General features: G+C 48.8%; 16 protein-coding genes, 7 tRNA genes and 1 rRNA gene. 20 read left to right on the forward strand and 4 right to left on the reverse strand.

Annotated elements, in window-relative coordinates; translation table 11 throughout:
* From FB479_RS09770 to mnmL, 9 genes are all read left to right on the forward strand, one after another.
* Positions 1-90: ribosomal RNA gene (locus FB479_RS09770) — 23S ribosomal RNA — on the forward strand; the annotation flags it as partial.
* 49 nt (positions 91-139) lie between these two features.
* Positions 140-230 (forward strand) — tRNA-Ser (locus tag FB479_RS09775).
* A 10-nt stretch (positions 231-240) separates the two neighbouring features.
* Positions 241-317: transfer RNA gene (locus tag FB479_RS09780), tRNA-Met, on the forward strand.
* Between the two features lie 18 nt (positions 318-335).
* Positions 336-411 (forward strand) — tRNA-His (locus FB479_RS09785).
* A 9-nt stretch (positions 412-420) separates the two neighbouring features.
* Positions 421-494, forward strand: a tRNA-Cys gene (locus FB479_RS09790).
* Between the two features lie 5 nt (positions 495-499).
* Positions 500-576, forward strand: a tRNA-Arg gene (locus FB479_RS09795).
* A gap of 473 nt (positions 577-1049) precedes the next feature.
* Positions 1050-1134, forward strand: a tRNA-Leu gene (locus tag FB479_RS09800).
* A 298-nt stretch (positions 1135-1432) separates the two neighbouring features.
* A complete protein-coding gene (locus tag FB479_RS09805; RefSeq protein ID WP_142064655.1) occupies positions 1433-2671 on the forward strand; it encodes a glycosyltransferase family 2 protein in 1239 nt (412 codons plus the stop codon).
* A gap of 175 nt (positions 2672-2846) precedes the next feature.
* A complete protein-coding gene (gene mnmL / locus FB479_RS09810) occupies positions 2847-3815 on the forward strand; it encodes a tRNA modification radical SAM protein MnmL/YtqA (protein WP_047068639.1) in 969 nt (322 codons plus the stop codon).
* Between the two features lie 46 nt (positions 3816-3861).
* Here the strand turns inward: mnmL and FB479_RS09815 are convergent, their stop codons facing one another.
* Both FB479_RS09815 and yjcZ read right to left on the reverse strand, forming a co-directional pair.
* A complete protein-coding gene (locus FB479_RS09815) occupies positions 3862-4590 on the reverse strand; it encodes a glycerophosphodiester phosphodiesterase (protein ID WP_142064658.1) in 729 nt (242 codons plus the stop codon).
* 96 nt (positions 4591-4686) lie between these two features.
* Entirely contained in the window at positions 4687-5001 is a 315-nt protein-coding gene (yjcZ, locus tag FB479_RS31260) for a sporulation protein YjcZ (protein ID WP_115984427.1), read from the reverse strand.
* On the opposite strand from yjcZ, the gene ablB reads away from it, so the two are divergent.
* On the forward strand, positions 4949-5803 hold the full coding sequence (gene ablB, locus FB479_RS09825) for a putative beta-lysine N-acetyltransferase (RefSeq protein ID WP_142064661.1): 855 nt from the start codon (positions 4949-4951) through the stop codon (positions 5801-5803). The two genes, yjcZ and ablB, sit on opposite strands and share 53 nt — an antisense overlap.
* A gap of 4 nt (positions 5804-5807) precedes the next feature.
* Here ablB and FB479_RS09830 read toward each other — a convergent pair whose 3' ends face one another.
* A complete protein-coding gene (locus FB479_RS09830) occupies positions 5808-7352 on the reverse strand; it encodes a PucR family transcriptional regulator (protein ID WP_142064664.1) in 1545 nt (514 codons plus the stop codon).
* A 156-nt stretch (positions 7353-7508) separates the two neighbouring features.
* On the opposite strand from FB479_RS09830, the gene FB479_RS09835 reads away from it, so the two are divergent.
* The 7 genes from FB479_RS09835 (at position 7509) to FB479_RS09865 (ending at position 14938) form a co-directional block, all read left to right on the forward strand.
* The gene (locus FB479_RS09835) at positions 7509-8861 is read left to right on the forward strand and encodes an aspartate aminotransferase family protein (protein ID WP_142064667.1); all 1353 of its coding nucleotides are present in this window, start codon (positions 7509-7511) and stop codon (positions 8859-8861) included.
* A gap of 16 nt (positions 8862-8877) precedes the next feature.
* The gene (locus FB479_RS09840; RefSeq protein WP_048032315.1) at positions 8878-9570 is read left to right on the forward strand and encodes a 3-oxoacid CoA-transferase subunit A; all 693 of its coding nucleotides are present in this window, start codon (positions 8878-8880) and stop codon (positions 9568-9570) included.
* A complete protein-coding gene (locus tag FB479_RS09845) occupies positions 9552-10229 on the forward strand; it encodes a 3-oxoacid CoA-transferase subunit B (RefSeq protein WP_142064670.1) in 678 nt (225 codons plus the stop codon). The genes FB479_RS09840 and FB479_RS09845 overlap by 19 nt, the downstream gene beginning before the upstream one ends.
* 32 nt (positions 10230-10261) lie before the next feature.
* The gene (locus FB479_RS09850; RefSeq protein ID WP_142064673.1) at positions 10262-11542 is read left to right on the forward strand and encodes a peptidase; all 1281 of its coding nucleotides are present in this window, start codon (positions 10262-10264) and stop codon (positions 11540-11542) included.
* 99 nt (positions 11543-11641) lie between these two features.
* Complete coding sequence (locus tag FB479_RS09855; RefSeq protein ID WP_185746350.1) at positions 11642-13060, forward strand: aldehyde dehydrogenase family protein; 1419 nt, start codon at positions 11642-11644, stop codon at positions 13058-13060.
* Between the two features lie 66 nt (positions 13061-13126).
* Positions 13127-13215: transfer RNA gene (locus FB479_RS09860), tRNA-Ser, on the forward strand.
* 157 nt (positions 13216-13372) lie between these two features.
* Entirely contained in the window at positions 13373-14938 is a 1566-nt protein-coding gene (locus FB479_RS09865) for an acyl-CoA synthetase (protein WP_106652726.1), read from the forward strand.
* Between the two features lie 66 nt (positions 14939-15004).
* On the opposite strand, the gene FB479_RS09870 is transcribed toward FB479_RS09865, so the two are convergent.
* Positions 15005-17044: an exo-beta-N-acetylmuramidase NamZ domain-containing protein gene (locus FB479_RS09870; RefSeq protein ID WP_142065678.1), complete on the reverse strand. Its 2040-nt coding sequence runs from the start codon at positions 17042-17044 to the stop codon at positions 15005-15007.
* 223 nt (positions 17045-17267) lie between these two features.
* Between FB479_RS09870 and FB479_RS09875 the strand changes: the two genes are divergently transcribed.
* From FB479_RS09875 to FB479_RS09885, 3 genes are all read left to right on the forward strand, one after another.
* Complete coding sequence (locus tag FB479_RS09875) at positions 17268-18095, forward strand: copper amine oxidase N-terminal domain-containing protein (protein WP_142064678.1); 828 nt, start codon at positions 17268-17270, stop codon at positions 18093-18095.
* Between the two features lie 75 nt (positions 18096-18170).
* A complete protein-coding gene (locus FB479_RS09880; protein WP_255438388.1) occupies positions 18171-18785 on the forward strand; it encodes a YhcN/YlaJ family sporulation lipoprotein in 615 nt (204 codons plus the stop codon).
* Positions 18786-18907: 122 nt separating this feature from the next.
* Positions 18908-22114, forward strand: coding sequence for an AfsR/SARP family transcriptional regulator (locus FB479_RS09885; protein ID WP_142064683.1), 3207 nt, complete (start codon positions 18908-18910; stop codon positions 22112-22114).
* Positions 22115-22215: the final 101 nt, after the last annotated feature.

A 22215-nucleotide genomic window follows, 5' to 3' on the forward strand; every position in this document is an offset into this window, starting at 1 on the left:
CCCTCATAGACGATGAGGTTGATAGGTTCGGTGTGGAAGCGCGGTAACGCGTGGAGCTGACGAATACTAATCGGTCGAGGACTTATCCACACACTCTTAGCAATCATGCATATCTAGTTTTGAAGGTGCATATAATCACGGAGAGTTACCCAAGAGGCCGAAGGGGACGGTTTGCTAAACCGTTAGTATGCGCAAGCGTAGCGAGGGTTCGAATCCCTCACTCTCCGCCATTTTTATTTTGGCGGCGTAGCTCAGCTGGTTAGAGCGTTCGGTTCATACCCGAAAGGTCGGGGGTTCGATTCCCTCCACCGCTACCAAACTATATAAAAAATATGGCGGTCGTGGCGAAGGGGTTAACGCACCGGATTGTGGCTCCGGCACTCGTGGGTTCAAGTCCCATCGATCGCCCCATAACAACATGGGAGTATAGCCAAGTGGTAAGGCACGGGTCTGCAAAACCCTTATCCCCGGTTCAAATCCGGGTACTCCCTCCATTTTAGTCCCAGTAGCTCAGCAGGATAGAGCAACGGCCTTCTAAGCCGTCGGTCGGGAGTTCGAATCTCTCCTGGGACGCCACGACTTTTCAAAAGATAGCCTCCATAGGACGTTGTGGCGTCCGCAGGGGGTTTTTTTCGTAGAAGATAACGAGTCTTTCAGGTTGGTAAACAGAAGCAAGTGATAAGTCAAATGGCCTATTTCAAAAAAATAGTTAAAAAACTTCCAACCATAACTGGAAATATTTTGTCTAATTTGTCATAAATTATGTAAAAAAATCACGGAATATGGCTCCCTTTCTATTCGGAATATGTGACGAAACGATGATATTTTTGTAGAGAGACGCTTGCTTTCTTTCAAAATTTTTGCGACATGTAACTTTCTTTTTCGACAAACGTATTTAATTAGAAGACTGAACAAAAAACGATAGTTTGACAGGGAAAATATGGACTCCATTCAGTCAAAAACGATATTGACTTGCGAAAATTGATTGTGTATACTCAAAAACGTACTTCGTGTCAACAGAAAAACACGAGTAAAATCAGCGTTTATAGGCGGTCGTGGTGGAATTGGCAGACACACCATCTTGAGGGGGTGGCGGGGCGACCCGTGCGAGTTCGAGTCTCGCCGACCGCACCAATCCCGGAAACAATCAGGAAGTAATGGAAACGAGTGTTTGTATTTTTCTAAATAAACGGAGCCTTTTTCGACAAGGGCTTTTTTTTCTGCCGACTGCCAAGCACTGTCGAATAGAAAGAGAAAAAGGTGGGAAAGGTGATAGCAGTGCCTTATTTTTTCCCACTTTTGGGTCATTGCTTATGAATCGCATTTGATGTAAACTGCCAATTGAGAGAAAAACAATAGAGAAATGTTGGAAAAACAACACTACCTAAATTCAGATCAGACCCAATCTGGTTTAGGTCGAGGAGAAGAACCCATGAGTATAATTAGAGAGATCATTGAGGGATTATTCATCGGATTTACTTCTGCGGTGGGCGTAATCGGCACATACCAAACACTGGTTTCTTGTGCAGGCCTGTTCCGCAAAAAAGAGCAAGTAACAACTGAGCCGCAAAAGACATTTGCTGTGCTCGTGGCTGCTCACAATGAGAGCGCCGTAATTGCTCCGTTAATTGAAAACCTGAAGAAACTCGACTATCCACGTGAAATGTACGACATCTTCGTCATTTGCGACAACTGTACAGATAACACGGCAGAGATTAGTCGGGCGCATGGTGCAATTGCATGTGAGCGTTTTGACACATCCAAGCGTGGGAAAGGCTACGGCATCGAGTGGATGCTGGAGAACCTCTGGGCAAGACCTAAGCAGTATGATGCTGTCGTCATGTTTGATGCTGACAACCTGGTTGAGAAAAACTTCCTGAAAGTAATGAATGACCGTCTCTGCAAAGGGGCGCGTGTGATTCAAGGTTACCTCGACTCCAAGAACCCGTTTGATTCCTGGATTACGCTGTCCTATGCGGTTACCTACTGGTTTACAAACCGTATGTGGCAACTGGCTCGTCACAATTTGGGGCTGCCGAACACTTTGGGCGGAACTGGCTTGTGCATTGAGAGCAACCTGCTCAAAGAAATGGGCTGGGGAGCAACCAGTCTCACGGAAGACCTGGAATTTGCAACACGTTGTATTGAACGCGGTATTTACCCGACATGGGCACATGACACCAAGGTCTGGGATGAAAAACCGATTGATTTAAAATCGTCTATGCGCCAGCGTTTGCGTTGGATGCAAGGGCATTACGATGTAGCAGGACGCTACATTCGGGCAGTCTTGTTTAATGGTTTGAAGTCGAGAAAGCTGGGAATGCTTGATGCAGCCTTCTACCTCTTCCAACCGATGTATGTGCTGATGGTGACGATGATGTCGGTATTGTTCCTGGCAAGATTTTTTGATATCGGTACGCTGTCAACGGTATCCACGATCTTGCCTACATGGCTGGTATACGGTTCTACTGCCGTGTTCTACCTGTTGCCGATCTTGGCCCTCTATTTGGATAAAGTTCCGTGGAAGGGGTATTTCGGGCTCCTCTTGCTACCGTTCTTTTTCCTGACCTGGCTTCCGATTATGTTTTACGCGTTCTTTACGAAGAAAAACCAAGTGTGGAGTCATACCTCTCACACACGCGCGATTCGTATCGAGGAGATCCAGCAATAGTGACGTAAACAAGCAAAACCACAGGGGGAATATTCACCTGTGGTTTTCCTATTATCTTAAAGTAGCGAGATCGTTGCCGAATTTGGTATAATGACGTGATCAAGCAAGTAGCGTTCGCCAACGGGATTAAGGCACCAGCTTCAGACGCAGCGGTGCTAATAGGAGGAAAACAGCAATGAAGCTCGCGACAGATATTCACAACAACGACGTCCCATTGTTGTGGGGCGATAAACGATACCATACATGGAATTATCATTTAAGAGGGACTTTTCACGAAAAGATTTTCAAGGTTCCATTGGATGGCGGCTTTAGCTGTCCGAATCGGGATGGGAAAGTAGCGACAGGCGGCTGCACGTTCTGCAGCGCAAGAGGATCTGGAGATTTCGCTGGTGACCGCAGAATGGATCTGGAAAGACAGTTTCATGATGTGAAAAACCGCATGCACGAGAAATGGCCGCAAGCCAAGTATTTGGGCTTCTTCCAAGCATACACGAATACGTATGCACCTGTGGAGGAGCTGCGGGAGATGTACGAAGTCATCCTCAAACAAGAAGGTGTAGTCGGACTATCCATTGCAACACGTCCTGACTGCCTGCCAGACGACGTCGTGGAGTATTTGGCTGAATTAAATGAGCGCACTTATTTGTGGGTGGAGCTCGGTCTACAGACAGTCCATGAGCACACGGCCCAGTTAATTAATCGAGCGCACGATTATCAATGCTATGTGGATGCTGTAGAAAGGTTGCGCAAGCATAACATCCGTGTTTGCTCTCATATCATCTACGGATTGCCAGGAGAGAGCCATGAAGAGATGATGCAGACGGCAGATGCTGTGGCACATCTGGATGTGCAGGGGATCAAGATACATCTGTTGCATCTGCTGCGCAAAACGCCGATGGTGAAGCAATATGAAGCAGGACTCTTGGAATTCCTGTCGCAGGAAGAGTACACAAAGCTCGTTGTAGATACATTGGAGATTTTGCCTCCAGAAATGATTGTCCATCGAATCACGGGTGACGGACCACCTGATCTCTTGATTGGACCGATGTGGAGTCGCAAAAAGTGGGAAGTTCTGAATGGCATTGATGCAGAACTGAAAGCGCGGAATAGCTGGCAAGGAAAGTTTTTCGTGCCACGCACGTAAATGTCACAGCAACAAAAAGGGGGCCTTTTCAGGGCTCCCTTTCTTTTTATAGATTTCGAATCAGATTTCTCGCACGTTTCGGGTAATTGGTGATCAGACCATCTACCCCACAGTCAATAGCTCGCTGGATTTGCCGACTGCTGTTCACCGTCCAGCTCAAAACCTCAAAATGCTGCTGCTTTGCTTGTTTGACCAAATCCTCAGTCAATTGATCATAAGGGACATGCAATTGATCGGCTCGATAGCTACTGGCTACTTCCCAAGGCTTGGCGAGTGGTCCAATATATAAAAGTCCCGTTGTTTGCGTGGCATCCAATTGCTTGACTCGTAAAAGGCTGTCGAAGTTAAACGTTGAAATGATGGTTCGCTCTGTTAGCTGATAACGCCTAATTTGCTCGATGACGAGCTCCTCTAAGAGGGGTTGATCCAGGAAAAAATTTTTCATCTCGATGATGAAGCGCAGTGGTGTGCCGACAAACGCCTGAAATACCTCCTGCAAGGTTGGAATATGGGCTTTTGGTACGCGTGTAGACGAGTCTTTATCTGCACGTAGCTGACGCAGTTCGCGCAATGTGTAATGTCGCACCAATCCGGCACCATTGGTCGTACGCTCCAAGCTGTGGTCATGAATGACAACCAGCTTATTGTCACTGCTAAGCTGAACATCCAATTCGATCCCATTGGCTTTTCGTCGGACGGCTGCTTGAAACGATTCCATCGTATTTTCCGGAAACAGGCCGGAAGCGCCACGATGGGCATAGACAAGTGGGGGCACGAGGGCTTCCTCCCTTCTCGAGCGTGTAATTACCTATTACCATGATATGTAAAGGGCCCCTCGATACGACCTGACATGAGAGGCATCTCCAGAAGTCTATCCGATTACGACGAGTACGATGACCAAAAGAACAAAGAGGACAAGGATCAGGGCAAAATTGTTATTGCAGCTCACCAAAAACACCCTCCTTCTCGCACATGAAGCATCTACTTTTATGGTATGAAGAACGAGTAAATATGACCCAACAGAATGCCCACCTTGCGTTTTTTTGTGCATGAGAAAGGCTTTTTTATACAGATTGGCAGATGACGGCCTTACTTGTTTTGCTACAATGAGAATAGGAGTACTGTAGGGGAGGGTGAAGACCGTGATAAATGTTGTAGGCGCACAGGACGCTGGCGACCTGATCATTGATCGACAAAATCGCCGGGTAAAGCTGCACGTGTATGAACCATCACAAATCGAGCAGTGGGATCGAGTCATGAAGGAACTGGCCGAAGAGTCAGAGGCAACAAAAGTCATTGTGTACGGGAAGAAACAAGATGTTCCGCAATGGAAATCCTTGGGTTATGAGCTGGAGGGAACCATCGATGGGTTTTTTCAAGGGGAAAACGCACAGATGCTCACCTACTATCTGACAAATGAGCGGGCTACCTCTGGCGCAGAAAAACTTGCCGAGGAAATTCTTGCGCTAAGCCTGTCGCGAGCGGGGAGTACGATAGAGAAATCGCTACCCGAGGGATACAACTTGCGCGAAGCAACCGAGGCAGATGCGAAGGAATTGGCGTGTTTGTATGGACTGGTATTCGCGACGTATCCTACACCGATGAACGATCCGTCCTACATTCGCAAAACCATGCAAGAGGGTACCATTTACTACGTCGTTGATTTTGACGGCAAGATTGCATGTGCTGCGTCAGCTGAAGTATCCGAACGATTTGGTTCAGCGGAAATGACGGATTGCGCGACCCATCCAGACCATGCGGGGAAAGGTCTCCTCCAGCCACTGTTTATCGCGTTGGAACAAAGGATGGAGGAGACGGGGATTTACTTTTTGTACACCTTGACCCGGGCACAATCTGCAGGAATGAATGTGACGGCTGCCAAGATGGGCTATTCATACCGCGGACGGCTGATTAATAACTGTACGATTTTTTCCGGCTATGAAGACATGAATATATGGGTAAAGCCACTTCGCCCGACGAGGGAATAACAGGCTACCTGTTTGTAGGATACAACTGCTGTTGCAGACGACGGGCCATCAAGGCCAACTGAAGCTGCCAGCGTTGATGAGCATCCTCCAGGCGGTAGCCTGTTTTTTCTTCAATTTGGGTTAACCGGTACTTGAGCGTATGTCGATGGATATACAAGGCTTGCGAGGTCTGTAGACCGTTTCCATTCTGGGCCAAATAAACCTCAAGTGTTTCGAGAAGCTGTTGATTGTATTTCGTATCATAGCGGATTAATGGGTCCAGCAATGGGTTCCACAGGCGGAGCAAGCTTTCTTTTTCACGATGATACGGAAACAAAAACTGATAGCCCTGCATATCCCGGTATCGCAAAATTTGCGGGGATTCGGCCAACAGCGGATACGCTTGTAGAGCAAACATCGCTTCTTCGGAGGCACTGACGACGTTTGGCAATTGCTCACAGGGATTGCTCAGTGCGATTTGTAGGTCAAGTGAAGGGTGCAGCCCTCTCCAGCGGGATGTGAGCTGTTCCAACAAGCGTAGGCTCGTCTGATCATCCGGCAAAATAAACAAGAGGCAATGTGGCCGCTCGCGAAGCAAATAAGAGCGCTGATGACGGTCGCTAAGCCTCCGCATCAACGTAATGACACTTTGATGCATGTCTCCGAGCATCGTCTGATCGGCGACCTCTACGCGAACAGCGACACAGAGATGATGTCCAGCAAGCGGGTACCCCAGCATGCGACAACGGCTCTCCAGCTCCGTATGGGTCATCTGCTGCCCGTTCAGCAACTCCTCCACAAAATCCCCTTTTAACCGCCATTCCGTTGCAGCTACGGCCCTTTCCTTTACATATTCAAGTGCACACAAGGTAGAGGCATGCTGTAGAGCGACGTCATCGAGCTCTTTCCAGGCGTGCTCGGGCTTTGTTAAGGTCAACGTGCCAAAATGCTCACGATTGGCGCGAATCGGCACACGATGTGCGATCTCCTGGGACTGATCATGCGACTGTGCTTCCGAACTGCCATGCTGTGTGACTTCAAAGCCTAATGCATCGATGAGCGATACGACGCCTCCCGTAAGTGCAGCGAGCTCGCCAGCGATGGCGGGAAGGCCTCCTTTGGACAGGGCAGCGTCAATCATTCGGTTATGAATCGCCGAGGAATAGGCCAGCGTCTCAAATTGCCGATTCATGATCGGCTGCAAGATGGCTTTGGTTATGGTCGAAAAGTTAATTTCCGTGGGAATTTCAATCAATGGAAGCTGATAGTGATCCGCCAAAGCCAAAAAGGTCTCGGGAATTTCTCGTAAATAAAAGCCCGTATGAATCGCCACGCCACTCAGCTTTTGCTTCGCCAACGAAGGAATAAAAGAAGCGAGCTTTTCCGTATGTTCAGCCAGCCCAAAGCCGGTTGTAATCAAAAATTCGCCTTCCTGCAAGCGACTCGTATCCTCCAGCACCTCGACAATTGTCACCCAACGAATCGGATTGTCCAGTCCGCCTGCTCCTGCGATCAGCCTGGTGTGAACCATGTCCGGCAGTTGCAGCGCTTCTCTTATCGTGATGGTCATCAGGTATCTCCTCCAAAAGCCTCGGTAAAGGTTCTCTTATACAAAATGTACAAAAGATTTTGTCTCTTTTCCATGTTTTTTTGCCAGCACGTAGGATGGCTCTTGCGTGCTGGTCAGCTAGGATAGAGGTAGAGAATAAGCGAGGTGGCGAGGAAAATGACGAAAAGCTATGTAATCAAGCCTGAATTGGGCAAACAGTATCCAGTTATTTCTCACGGAAAAGGCATCTATCTTTACGATAAAGAGGGGAATCGTTACATCGACGGTTCCAGTGGAGCGGTGACGGCAAGCATTGGTCACGGTGTAGAAGAAGTGGCTGAGGCGATGTATGCGCAAGCCAAGGAGGTTTCCTTCGTATACCGGTCGCATTTTAGCAGCGATGCTGTGGAGAAGCTGGCTGCGAAGCTGGCTGAGTGGGCACCAGGCTCATTGAACTGGACGTTCTTTGTCAGCAGCGGCTCGGAAGCAACGGAGACTGCACAAAAAATCGCGATTCAGTACTGGCAGGAAAAAGGAAGACCAACGAAAAACCGGATTATCTCCCGCTGGATGAGCTATCACGGGATTACGATGGGTGCACTTTCGATGTCTGGACACGTCTTGCGGAGAAAGCGGTTCACTCCATTATTGGCTGACTATCCGGCAATCACAGGCCCATATCCGTATCGCAAGCCAGAAGACATGTCCCTCGAATCGTATGCGCTTGCGTGTGCAAACGAGCTGGAGACAGCGATTTTGCGCGTCGGACCTGAGCAGGTAGCGGCATTCATCGCAGAGCCTGTCATCGGGGCTTCTGGTGGAGCGGTCGTGCCACCAGACGGTTACTTCCAACGCATTCGCGAGATTTGTGATAAGTATGAGGTTTTGTTTATCGCAGACGAAGTGATGACAGGGGTAGGTCGCACGGGGAAAGCGTTTGGAATCGACCATTGGGGCGTCGTACCTGACCTGATGGCATTGGGCAAAGGCATGAGTGCCGGTTACACGCCTATGGCTGCTACGATTGTCTCGGACGCAATCATTGAGACCATTACAAAAGGCAGCGGCTCGATTATGGCAGGACATACGTATAGCGCCAATCCACAATCTGCTGCTGTTTCTCTGGCTGTCCTTGACTATGTGGAGAAGCATCAGCTAGTCGACAAAGCAGCAGAACAAGGTGTCTATTTGCTTGCCCGCCTAAAAGAACTAGCCGACGAGCTCCCGTTGATTGGAGATGCACGTGGTCTTGGCATGCTGTGCGCGCTGGAATTTGTGAAAAACAAGCAGACAAAAGAACCGTTTGCTCTTTCTCAAGGTGTAGGCGTGAAGGTCATTGAAAAAGCATTTGAAAAAGGCTTGCTTATTTATCCGGCAATAGGCGGAATCGAAGGGATGGCAGGAGACGCTGTCATCATCTCACCTCCACTAACCATTACTACGGAGCAAATCGATGAACTGATATCTCTGCTGAAAGAAGCGGTGATAGCTGTTCAGCAAGAGCTCCAAGACAAGGCACTGATCGGATAGAGAAGGAGGAACGAGAATGACAAACCGATTTGAAAAGGTCGTCTCCCTGTCCGAAGCGCTCACCCATTTTCGCGATGGGATGACGCTGTTGGCAGGGGGATTCGGTGGGGTAGGCAACCCGCCTACATTGATTCAGGGGATTTTGGATAGGGGCGTGCGTGATCTGACGCTGATCAGTAACGATACTGCTTTCCCGCATATTGGAATTGGCAAGCTAGTGACCGAAAAGCGCGTCAAAAAAGTGATAGCTTCCCATATTGGCTCAAATCCGAACGCAGGGGCCCAAATGACGGCTGGAGAGCTGGAAGTAGAGTTCTGCCCGCAGGGGATACTTGCAGAGCGTGTACGGGCAGGTGGAGTCGGTCTGGGAGGCATTCTATCGGATGTCGGCATCGGGACGATCGCGGAAAAAGGGAAGCAGAAGGTCGTTCTGGATGGAAAGGAATATCTATTGGAGACACCGCTCACTGCCGAAGTGGCTATCGTGCATGCGAAAAAAGCGGATCGTTTTGGCAATTTGGTGTTTGATACTAGTGCACGCAATTTCAATCCGTTGGTGGCAATGGCCGGAGACATTACGATCGTGGAAGCGGATGAGATTGTCGAGGTAGGCATGATCGACCCGGAAGAAATCGTCACCCCGGGCGTTTTCGTGAACTTTATCGTCCAAAGTGAAGGGGTGAACTGGCAATGGGCATGGGAGAAGTAAATGAAACCGAGAGCTATCGTGAACGTATTGCCCGCCGCGCAGCAATGGAAGTAGAAGACGGCATGATCATTAACCTGGGAATCGGCATTCCAACGTTGGTTGCGGATTTTATCCCAGCTGACAAACGGGTCATGTTTCACGCGGAGAACGGCATTCTCGGTACAGGACCGAGCCCTGCGAAAGGGGAGGAGAACGCCATGCTTTGCAATGCGGGTGGTTTTCCTGTCACGCTCGCCACAGGGGCATCCTTTTTTGACAGTGCGACTGCTTTTGCCATCATTCGCCGTGGACTATTGGACATGACGATTTTAGGAGTCCTGGAAGTAAGCCAAAATGGCGACATTGCCAACTGGATCGTCCCAGGCAAACGTGTCCCTGGCATGGGAGGAGCTATGGAGCTGGCACAAAAGGCTAAGAAGGTCATGGTTGTGACTACGCATCTGGATAAAAACGGACGTTCGAAAATCGTTCGGGAATGCTCGCTGCCGTTAACCGCGACAAAAGCTGCGGACTTGATTATCACCGACATGGCAGTCATGGAGGTCATGCCAGACGGTTTGTATCTACGAGAGGTCATGTATCCATACAGTGTCGCTGACGTGATTGGAGCAACGGAAGCCGAACTCAAGATGGACGGAGAGGTTGGCGTTTTCCGCTAAGCAAAGACAAAACCATGGAACGGGGGATAAACATGGCAAACTGGCAGGCGCTTATACGGGAGCAATTGGAAAAAGATCGTGAGGCTGCGGTTCAACTGCTGCAGCAATGGGTAAAAAGCCCGAGCGTACAAGGGGAAGAGCAATCCATCCAGCAAAGTATTGCGAAGCTTTTGGGGCAGATGGGGCTGGACGTTGACTTGTGGGTCATGGAAGGAGAAGAGTTGGTGTCACATCCGTATTTTGTCTCCCCGCGTACGACGTTTGAAGGCAGCCCGAATGTCGTCGGTGTGTGGAAGGGGCAAGGAGATGGGCGTTCCATCATTCTAAACGGACACGTAGATGTAGTGCCCGCAGGCGATCTGGCACAGTGGAGCGATGATCCGTTTAGCGGGAAGATTGAAGACGGCAAGCTTTACGGACGCGGAGCAACGGACATGAAGGGTGGAAACTTATCTTCGCTGTTGGCGATCCAGGTTCTACAGAAGTTGGGTGTGCAACTGAAAGGCGACGTCATTTTTCAGAGCGTCGTAGAAGAAGAAAGCGGTGGTGCAGGAACATTGGCGACGATCATTCGCGGGTACAAAGCGGATGCTGCCCTGATTCCAGAGCCGACCAACATGAAAATTTTCCCGAAGCAGCAAGGCTCCATGTGGTTTAGATTGACCGTCAAAGGTCGTTCTGCTCACGGAGGGACCCGCTACGAGGGAGTCAGTGCCATCGAAAAAAGCATGCTCGTCGTTCAAGCCATTGGCCAATTGGAAAAAGAGCGTAACGATCGACTCGACGATCCGCTCTACGCCAAGCTGCCCATTCCGATCCCGATTAATCTCGGGGTGATTGAGGGGGGCAAGTGGCCATCGTCTGTAGCTGATCTCGTCAAGCTGGAAGGAAGGATGGGGGTTGCCCCAGGAGAGCAGATGGACGATGCCAAAGCGGAAATGGCAGCAGCACTCAAAAAGCTGGCAGAGGTCGACCCGTGGTTTGCTGAACAGCCTGTCGAGCTGGAGTGGTTCGGCGCTCGCTGGGTTCCGGGAGCAGTGGAGCTCGATCATCCGTTGATGGACATTCTGCAAGCGCAGTTTGAAGCTGTGACGGGAGATCGAGCCATTGTGGAAGCATCGCCTTGGGGAACAGATGGCGGTTTGTTGACTGCTTTGGCCAATACGCCAGCGATTGTTGTCGGGCCTGGAGTCACACAGGTTGCACACTACCCGAATGAATACATCGTTTTGGATGAGGTATTCCGTTGTGCTGAGATCTTTGCGCTTACGTTACTGGAATGGTGCGGTGTGGCTGAAAGTGTGAAAGAGTAAAAAGATATCCAAATATTACAAAATCAAGACAGGAAGGTACGCGTAGGAGGGAGAATGATTGGAAGGTGAACGCCAATCATTGAGAGTGGGGATATGCCGATGAAAAAAACGTGCTTTATCGGGGGAGAATGGGTGCCAGCCACTGCTCATGCACCGCTACTCTCTCCATGTACAGGTCTAGAAATTGCCCAAATTTCGCAAGCAGACTCATCATTGGTTGAAAAAGCAATTGCTCAGGCCCACGAAGCGACAGCCGTCATGCGGCGCCTTCCTGCTTATCAACGCGCCTTCCTGCTTGAAAAAATCTCGATTCTGATGAATGAACGTTTGGAGGAAGCGGCACGGATCATCGCAATAGAAGCGGGGAAACCCATCAGAACAGCCCGCGGTGAAGTGATTCGAACTATTCAGACGTATAAGTTTGCGGCAGAGGAAGCCAAACGCCTCCACGGAGAAACCGTACCACTCGATGCAGCTATCGGGGGAGAGGGACGCTTGGCTTATACCGTGCGTGAACCATTGGGAGTCATCGGGGCGATTACACCCTTTAACTTTCCCATGAATCTCGTCGCTCATAAGGTCGGACCTGCTCTCGCTGCTGGCAATACCGTTGTTCTCAAGCCTGCATCACAGACACCGCTTAGCGCATTGTTTCTGGCAGAGCTCGCAGAGCAAGCTGGTTTGCCCGCTGGCGCTCTAAATGTGATCACGGGCAGTGGGGCGAGTGTTGGCGATAAAATCGTGACTGACCCGAGAGTCAGGGCGGTGACGTTTACAGGGAGCCCAAGTGTTGGGCTGGACATACGCAATCGAGCGGGCATGAAAAGAGTCACGCTCGAGCTGGGATCGAATTCGGCCGTGATCGTTGATCGTGATGTGCAGCTGAATGAAGTGATTCCCCGATGCGTTTTTGGTGCCTTCGCTTACTCTGGGCAGGTATGTATCTCTGTGCAAAGAATTTATGTGGCCAAAGAAATCTATCAAGATTTCATCCAACGTTTTGTTGAACAAACACGAGCACTTCGCGGTGGTGATTCGCTCTCTGAGGACGCGGACTATTCCGCCATGATCAATCCTCGCGAAACAGAACGTGCGATGGAGTGGATTCATGAGGCGCTCCAACAGGGGGCACGTCTGGAGTGTGGGGGACAGGTCGTGGATCGGATGCTCCAGCCTACCGTGTTGACGGGTGTTCCGGCAGATGCAAAAGTATCTTGTCAGGAAGTATTCGGCCCTGTTGTTCTGATTAATCCAGTGGAATCCGTTCGGCAAGGCATTACGATGGTCAACGATTCCCGCTATGGATTACAGGCTGGTGTCTATACCAATAATCTGTCGTTGGCTCTGGAAGCGGCAGAAGAGCTGCGCGTGGGCGGTGTGATGGTGAATGATATTCCGACTTTTCGCGTGGACCATATGCCCTATGGTGGCGTAAAGGAAAGCGGACTTGGTCGGGAAGGTGTCAGATACGCGATAGAAGAAATGACGGAATTGAAATTCGTTGCCATTAAGCGATAAAGGAAAAGGATATAGGCTCTTGCAAAGGATAGTAGAGCTGTGATATAGTATATATTGTTGAAATACGGAGGGATACCGAAGTGGTCATAACGGGGCGGTCTTGAAAACCGTTAGAGTGCAAGCTCACGCGGGTTCGAATCCTGCTCCCTCCGCCATAACTACAAATGAACCGACTCCAGTTGAGAAGCTGGGGTCTTTTTTATGGTTGAGAGCTTTGAGAGTAAGTTGTCGTTTCTTTTTTGTAAAAATATCAGAAAATAAAGAAAACTATTATATAATGGAGATGAGACTATAAGTGATGGGGGAGTTTGCATGCTCGAAGCGCAAAGGGTTCGTAGAAATGCACTTGGCGATATTTTGCGAAGAAGTCGTGGGCGAAATCCTGATAAGCCTGCCCTGTACTTTGAGGAAGAAGTATTGACCTACACGCAGCTTGATCAGCTTGCAAATAAGACGGCTCATACGCTTCTTTCAATAGGCTTGCAAAAAGGGGAGCGGGTAGCAGTCCTGTCACGCAACTCGATGGATTTTGCGATTCTGAACTTTGGACTAGCGAAAGCAGGAGTCATCATGGTACCGATCAACTTCATGTTGAATAAGGAAGATGTCGCCTATATTTTCGGGCATGCGGAAGTGAGTGCGTGCTTCGTTGCTCCCGAATTCCTGCAGCTCGCTCAAGATGGACTCCAATTAGCTGGAATTTCCCCCAAGCTGCTTTCCCTCATGTCCAAACCAGCAGTACAAGCAGGGGAATGGTTGCCTTTTCGCACGCTGATTGAAGCGGCAGACAATCATGAGCCTGAAGTAGACATAGTGGACGAAGATGTTGTGCAAATTTTGTATACGAGTGGAACAGAATCAAAGCCAAAGGGCGTTATGCTCACTCATAAAAGCATCATCTCCGAATATGTCAGCACGATTATCGAAGGCGGGATGACGCAGGATGATGTGGCTGTTCACGCACTTCCTTTGTTCCATAGTGCGCAGCTTCATTGTTTTTTGGGACCGTACGTGTACCTGGGTGGGAGCGGAATTATTTTGGAACAGGCAACACCTGCGTTGATGCTGCAAACGGTAGAGGCGTACAAGGCTACTCAGTTGTTTTGCCCGCCAACCGTGTGGATTGCTTTACTCCGTTCTCCTGATTTTGCCGTGCGTAATTTGAGTTCTTTGCAAAAGTGCTACTATGGTGCAGCAATCATGCCAGTAGAAGTGTTAAAAGAGCTCGGTCAACGCCTCCCGAACGCACAGTTTTACAATTTTTACGGGCAGACGGAAGTGGCGCCATTAGCAACTGTTTTGCCACCGAAGGATCAGATGAGAAAAGCAGGCTCTGCAGGCAAGCCAGCGTTAAATGTGGAAACAAAAATCGTCGATGATGATGGAAATGAAGTCCCTCGTGGAAGTGTTGGTGAGATTGTACACAGGACCAGTCATGCGATGCTGGGTTATTTCCGAGATGAGGAAAAGACACAGGCTGCCTTCCAGGGAGGGTGGTTTCACAGCGGGGATTTGGGCATTATGGATGAAGAAGGCTATATCACGGTCGTTGATCGGAAAAAGGATATGATTAAATCGGGGGGAGAGAACGTAGCAAGCAGGGAGGTTGAGGAGCTTATTTATCAACATCCGAAAGTGTCTGAGGTCGCAGTGATCGGAGTTCCCCATCCGTATTGGATCGAAGCAGTGACGGCTGTCGTTGTGCCAAAAGCAGGTGAGTTACTGACTGCTGACGAGATGCTTGCTTTTTGCAAAGACCGTCTTTCCTCCTTCAAAGCACCCAAGTATGTAGTGATTGCCGATAATCTTCCAAGAAACCCTAGCGGCAAAATTTTGAAAAGAGAGCTGCGCCTCCGATACGAAACACTGACGACTTAGCTAGTCACAAGGTCCAAAGCACAGAAAAACCCGCTCTATTACGGAGCGGGTTTTTTGCTGCTGCAATTATTTTACATTGGAAACAGTCGGACGATCGGCTTGAATGACTTCAAAACGATAGCCTTTTTCTTTCAAGTACGAAATGATTTCGGGGAGAGCTTCAACCGTTGGCGACTTGGTGCTGGAATCATGCATCAAGACGACGATTTCTTTTTGTGACTTTACTTGCTGCTTTATATTGGCTAGTGTTTGAGCGGCTGTATATTTGTTGCTTCTTGCATCGCCGTTTGTTACATTCCAGTCGATAAACGTATAGCCACGTTGTTTCGCCTCTGCTTTGATCGCCTGCATGACTGTATGCTGCTTGTTATAACGTTTGGGATCTTGATATTTCAAGCTAACGGTATTCGTACTGCCACCTGGATAGCGGAAAACGGCTGGTTTTACGCCGGTTGCTTTTTCGATCATTTGACTGCCTTTTTCCAGGTCTGCAAAAAAGCTCTCCATATTTTTGTAAACCAGCTGATAATTATGGGAATACGAATGTCCTCCCAACGCGTGCCCTTCAGCTACAATCCTTTTGAGAATGGCCTCATGACCAGCTACCTCACGGCCTACAATAAAGAAGGTGGCTTTGACCTGATGCGCTTTCAGCGTATCCAAAACGCGTGGAGTTACAGAAGATGGTCCATCGTCAAAGGTTAAATAAGCGATCTTCTCAGAAGACTTCGGTGTCTGAGGGATCGGTTTTGTAGCTGGTTCAGGGTTCTTCGTTTGATTGGTCGTTCCATTATTATTGCCAGGCTTCGGTGGAGTCGGTGTCTCTGGCTTTCCTGGTTTGGATGGTTTTGGTTGTACTGGTTGCTTTGGTTGTTCTGGGTGTTTCTGTTGAATAGGCTGCATCGGGATAAACGGTTCATCGCCATAGATCAAATATTTTTGCCGCAGCTCTACAAATTTCTTAAGATCCGCTTGATAGGAGGAAACAATCTCCTGCGGGGATTTGCCTTGTTCGAGAAGCAGGCCGATTTTGTTGGTACCCATCACCTTGTCGAACATGGCGATTTGCTTACTCGTACTTTTTGGCACAGGGAATGGCTGCAATTGCTTGGCATAAGCCAGCGCGTAAATACCTGTTTTTGCCGGGTTAAACTGATGTAGATCGTTGATCTGAAGGCGTACGCCCCCAGCAGTGCCTTTATTCTCAGGAATAAAGATGACGCCAGGTAGAAGACTTCCATTTAACAGATCGGCATACTTGTGCGAATCTAGACCTTCTGCCCCGATCCAGGTGAAATGGTCGCCTTGACGAATGGGTGTACCCTCACCCAAACCAGTTGCCATATACCCAAAAACCGAGGTCAAGCTAGGGATGTGCGGTGAACTCGGAATCCAAGCCAAGCCTGTCTGTTGATAAATCATGTTGCGTGTATACCCTTGCATCGGTACGACGGTAAGATCTACACCAATGGTACGGTTGAAAAACAATGCCAGCTCTCCGATGGTCATTCCATGTGCAAGCGGGAGGGTATCCACTCCGAAAAAGGAGCGGTAAGGCAGTTCAACTACAGGCCCCTCGACAATTGCTCCGCCGAGTGGATTCGGTCGATCCAGTACTATTACTTCTTTTCCTTGTTCCTTTGCAGCTGTCATGGCGTATTGCAAGGTAGATATGTATGTGTAGGTTCTCGATCCGATATCCTGCAAATCGACGAGAAAAATATCAATGTCTTTCAGCATTTCTGGTGTCGGCTTGCGAGTTGATCCAGATAAGCCGTAGACCGGTATTGCGTAGACGGGATGAACAAAGCTCGTTACTTGTTTTCCGGCGACCGTTTTTCCGTCGAGGCCGTGTTCAGGTGCATAGAGAGCGGTTAAATGGACGGAGCGATCACGTCGTAACATGTCGATCGTGCTAACCATTTGACTGTTCAGACCTGTTTGATTCGTAATCAACCCGACTTTTTTGCCTTCAATGAGATGGTGGAACTGATTGAACAGTACATCACTTCCCAATTGGATGGCAGTCGTATTGGCGGAGCTACCTACTGGGGGAATTAAGGTTAAGATAAGTGCCAGGATGAGGAAAGGGAGAAATTTGTTCATCATTCATTGCCTCTTTCAAGATAAAATACTGTCGCTTCTTGTCTATTGTAACGGTTTTGGAAAGCAAGATGGTTGCATTTTTGTAACAATTTGAAATTAGGTCAAAAGTAGGAGGAAAAAATAACGAGAAAGAGGAGAGGTACTAGGAAAGAACGATCTTTTGAAAGGGAGATTGCAGGAAATTCTTGAAACAGCCTTCAGCCTATAGTAGATTAAGAATCGTGTGAACCTTTTTGGAAATGGAGTGAATGTTTTGCTAAAAAAAGTAACCGCATTACTGCTAGCGATCGCCCTAGTACCAATGGCAGCATTTTCTGCAGCGGCAGCGCCTGCAACTGTAGCGCCTAAAGCAGCACAGACTGCTGTTAAAGTGGAGTACAATAAAAAACAAATTGCGTTTCCTGACCAAGCACCTATTATCAGCCAGGGGCGTACACTGGTTCCGATTCGTCCGATTGCAGAGAGTCTTGGTTTTGAAGTGCAGTGGAACGAACTTACTCGTACCGTAACGATTAATAAAGGGAAAGATAACATCAGACTGGTCGTTACACAAAAAATTGCCAAGAAAAATGGACAAACGATCAACCTGGACGTGCCTGCACAGATTGTGAACAAACGTACTGTAGTACCTGTTCGTTTTATTGCGGAAGCGCTGAGCTACAAAGTAGATTGGGATCCAAAAACTCAAACCGTTTTGATTGCAGATGTGAACCCTAATCAAGTCGGACAACAGGAAAAACCAAAAGATCCGACGAAACCAGCAACAGACGAGAAAAAGCCTGAGCAGGTTGCATATATTGACAAGGAAAGTGTTGAAGGTAAGACCTTTTCTTTAGCCAATTTAGGAGTGTACCAAATCGTCGGTAAAGTAGAACCTGGAACAGAAGTTACCGTTACGTTGGAAGACAAAACATACGAAGTTGAAGTAACGGCTGAAGGTACTTTTGAATTTTATCAATCCACGAATGATGGAATCAGAAGCTACACTCTCCATGCTGAAAAAGACGGCAAAAAAGATACATTTGAAGGTGACTTCAAAAAGACGAATTAAGGCAGCTACTTCCTGAGTAAGAACACCTCCTGCACATCACACTAAGTGCAAGGAGGTGTTTTTGTTGTGAGACGAATGAGTGGGAGTATCATAGCTGTACTCCTGTTTGCCGGCTTGCTGACAGGGTGTTCGCCTAACAAAGAACAGGGCACCGAAGATCAGAACGGAAATAAGGCCAAATTTGAATCTCTCGGGATTAACTTCCAGAACGATAACGTCGCTAGGGACAAAGGACCGGCAGCCATGATTAGCCAAAAGATGGTTCATCAGCGAGAGCCGCAGCTCGTGACGCACTTGGAAGGGCATGCGGAAAAGCTGCCAGGTGTAGCTGATATCAAGGTGTTAGCGTACAAGGATAACTTGATCGTAGGTGTGCTTCCAGTCGATACACCAAAACCTGACGAAGTCAATCCACGGACATCGATCCCGTATACGCCTGGTAAAATTGTGCGAGTCGATAATGGACATCCGGATTCGCTGCATAGACGTGTTGTGGATCGGATGAGGTCGCGCTTGCAGGCGGAAACACGCTTCAACATTTTGTACGTGACTACCAATCGGGCTGTTTATGACCGAGTTGCAGATTTGCATTCTCGAATTACGAACGGAGAGCACATCAGTGACGAAGAATTCCAAGTCCTGTTAAATGATATTGGCTATACAGTCATTGGCTATAATTTAGTGGATTGACAGAGCGCCACCTGGACTCCCGGGTGGGCTTTTTGTCGATAAAGGGTTAAATGGCAGGAGAATAGTTAGAAATGGGGAAATAGTCAAAGAAGAGCAGGAGAACGGCAAGGAGTGCACATGTTATGATTCCAATCCACATCCCTATATCCAAAATAACTCCTCCAGGACAGAAGCCATATGTCTTACGGCGACCTGCATTGGCAAAAAAATTACGCCTGTTGAAATATACGCAGCTTTGTCTCATTCATGCAGGAACAGGCTATGGCAAAACGACTTCTTTGGGTACATTTCTACATGATGAAGCACTGGCTGCGTCCTGGTATACCATCCAGGATGGAGACGATGCCCTTCTTACGTTTGTCATCTGTCTCGTCGAAAGCGTTCGTCAGGCTCATTCCGATTTTGGACAGGTATTGCGAGAGCAGCTTATACGTATCACAGAGCAAAGTCCAGTGCCCCCCATAGACAACAAGGTACTGGTCGACTGGTTCGTCGGAGAATGCGTACAGCTTCAGGCGGACCACATACTTGTTTTGGATCATTACCAACGAATTGGTAACGGGAGTGACGTCGATCGATTTGTTCAACGGTTAGCCGAGGCTCTTCCACAAAAGGTTAAGCTGGTCATCTTAACACGCTCTCGACCGAAATGGTCCAATCTCGACTTGTTGTCCGCAAGAGGAGAGTGTCTGGAACTTACAACAAATGACCTTTCTTTTACGCTGGAGGAGAGTGAAGCCTTTTATTCCGATCAATACGACATCACACTGTCCGACGACGATTGGGGTCGTGTCGAAGAGGTGGCACAAGGCTGGGTAATGGCGCTGCGCACCTTTGGTGAAATGGTAACGAGGGGGCAGACGGTTTCTGACAGTCTGCGTGAGCTATCGCGATTGCTGCATTTGCTGGAAGTGGAAGTCTGGACACAGTTGGATGCAGGTATGCAGCGCTTTTTGATGGAGGCAGCGGTTCTGGAACAATTCGATCTGGAGGATTGCAAGCAAATACTCGGGGAAGGATGCATGGACTATCTGCTGGAAGCACAGCGCTGTAATCTTTTTCTTCACGTCCATGCAGGATCTCATTATTCCTTTCACCCGCTTTTCCAGCGTCTCCTGTCTAGCAAGCTGGCTTCGAATCAAGCGACGTACGTGCATGTCAATCAAAAGGCCGCAGGATGGTACAGACGTAAAGGAGACGAGGCAAAAGCTTTTGGACGGTTGCGTCTCGTCGAGCAGTGGGAGGTGCTGGGTGAATGGCTGTGCCAAGCATCGGAAAGGTTGCTGCAAGCAGGGAAGCTGGACTTTTTATATGAGTGGATAACGCTGTTACCGGAGCACATCAAGAGCGAACAGCATTGGCTGTTGTTTTATCAGGGCGAAGTGGAACGCTATCGCTGTCTATATGCGAAGGCCTTTTCTTCTTATGAGCAATTTTTGAAACAATGTGAACACAAGCAAGATCAAATCGGGTTGTGCCGCGGGTTGGAAGGGCAAGCACGCGTTCATCTCGACAGCGTACAAGGCGTCCGGGCAGAAGAACTGCTCAAGAGGGCGATTCAACTTTTGCCCCCATTTGAGCAAGAGAATGAAATGGCGCCGAGGCTGTACCGCTTGCTGGCAGAAATTTATACGAATCGCGGAGATGCCAAACAGGCGGCAGCTTGGTACGAACGGAGTCAGGAATTAGAGCAGCAGACGGAGGTTGAGCTGGAATCACGCTTGTTGTTTCGTACTGGCCGATTGCAGTCCTCCATTCAGCTCTTGGAGAGTAAGTGGCAGGTAGAGCAGATGAAGCATCCTCCGCTGACCAGATCGTATCGGGAAACCTCATTGCTGCTATCTTTTGTGTATGCATTGAATGGCGAATGGGAGCGAGGGTGGGAATCCGCAGAAACTGCCATACAACTCGGACGAGCAGCGCATTCCCCTTTTGTAGAGGCAAATGGCTATGTTAGAAAAGCCCATGCGGCCCTCATCAGTCAAACATTATCTACGGACGAGATTCGCCAGCTTTATGAAAAAGGTTTGCACATCATGGAGGAGCTCCAGTCGACACGCGGAAAGTCAGAAACGCTTCTGGGACTAACCCTGCTACACGCAAGAGAAAAGGCACTCGACCAAGCCCTTTTATATGGCAACAGGGGGATCCAAGAGACTGAGGCAATGCGCGATGACTGGTTAGGCAGTCTGGTACGCATGGCGATTGGGATTGCTTATGCCAAATACGGGAAAGAAGAGGAAGCGTGGGCTACCTTTATCGATTGTGCCGACCGACTTAGTCACTGCGGGGATAGCTACAGTGTCGTTATTTGCCAATTATGGCTGAGCTTCTTGGCTTATCGTAAAAAACAATGGGATTTGTTCGTTCCTGCGGTGACACAAGCTCTGTCCTTGATGAAGTCCGGTGAATATCAATTCCTTCTGCAGCGACCAACCCTGCTTACACCACATGATGTCCAGCAGCTTATGCCGATTCTGATTGAGGCAGAGCGCCGAAAGGTATCGCCGGATTACGTCTCCCAGCTGTTAAATGATTTGGGCTTGCAAAACGTGACATTCCACCCCGGCTATACCCTTCGTATTCAGACGCTGGGCGCATTCCGTGTATGGCTGGGAGAGCGGGAGCTGAGCGAAAAGGCATGGCAGCGTGGGACGGCCAAGCTGTTGTTTCAGCTTTTATTGACGAAGAGACATCATTTGTTAGCCCGGGAAGAAATCATGAACCGACTTTGGCCAGAAAGTATCGAGGAAGCGGCAATCCGCGATTTTAAAGTGTCACTGAATGCGTTGAACAAAGCCCTTGAGCCAGATCGTGCTGCCAGAACAGATACATTCTTCATTCAACGCCATGGCAGCTCTTACGGTTTTAACCTGGCATCGGGCTACCATATGGACGTCGAGGAGTTCGAGAAGCTCGTAACCCTGGGCTTGGCAGAATCAGATCGGCGTCAGGGCGCCATTCTTTTGGAAAAAGGGCTTGCGTATTACTTGGGCGATTACATGCCGGAATGCCGTTATGAGGATTGGTGTGTAGAAGAGCGTGAGAGAGTGCAGTCGCTGTTTTTACGCGGAGCAGAGAGGTTAGCCAAAATCATGCTTGAGAATGGGCAATTGGAAAAAACAATCCGCTGGTGTGAAGCCATTCTGCGGGTGGACGATTGCTGGGAGGAGTCGTACCGTTTACTTATGACTGCGTATTATCAGCAAAATAATCGGACACAGGCCATTCGCTGGTACGAAAAATGTGTAGCAAAACTGAGCGAGAACCTCGGGGTCGCACCAATGCCTGCAACCATAGAGACTTACCTTCAAATTATAGAGAAGTAAAAGATCGCCCACAAAGCGATCTTTTTTTTGTACATAGAAGGAATGGCCGCTTGACAAAACTAGGAAGTATTCGTAATATAATCTTTGTACTGACCAGTCAG

The organism is Brevibacillus sp. AG162 (assembly GCF_006715575.1).
Classification (GTDB): Bacteria; Bacillota; Bacilli; order Brevibacillales; family Brevibacillaceae; genus Brevibacillus; species Brevibacillus brevis.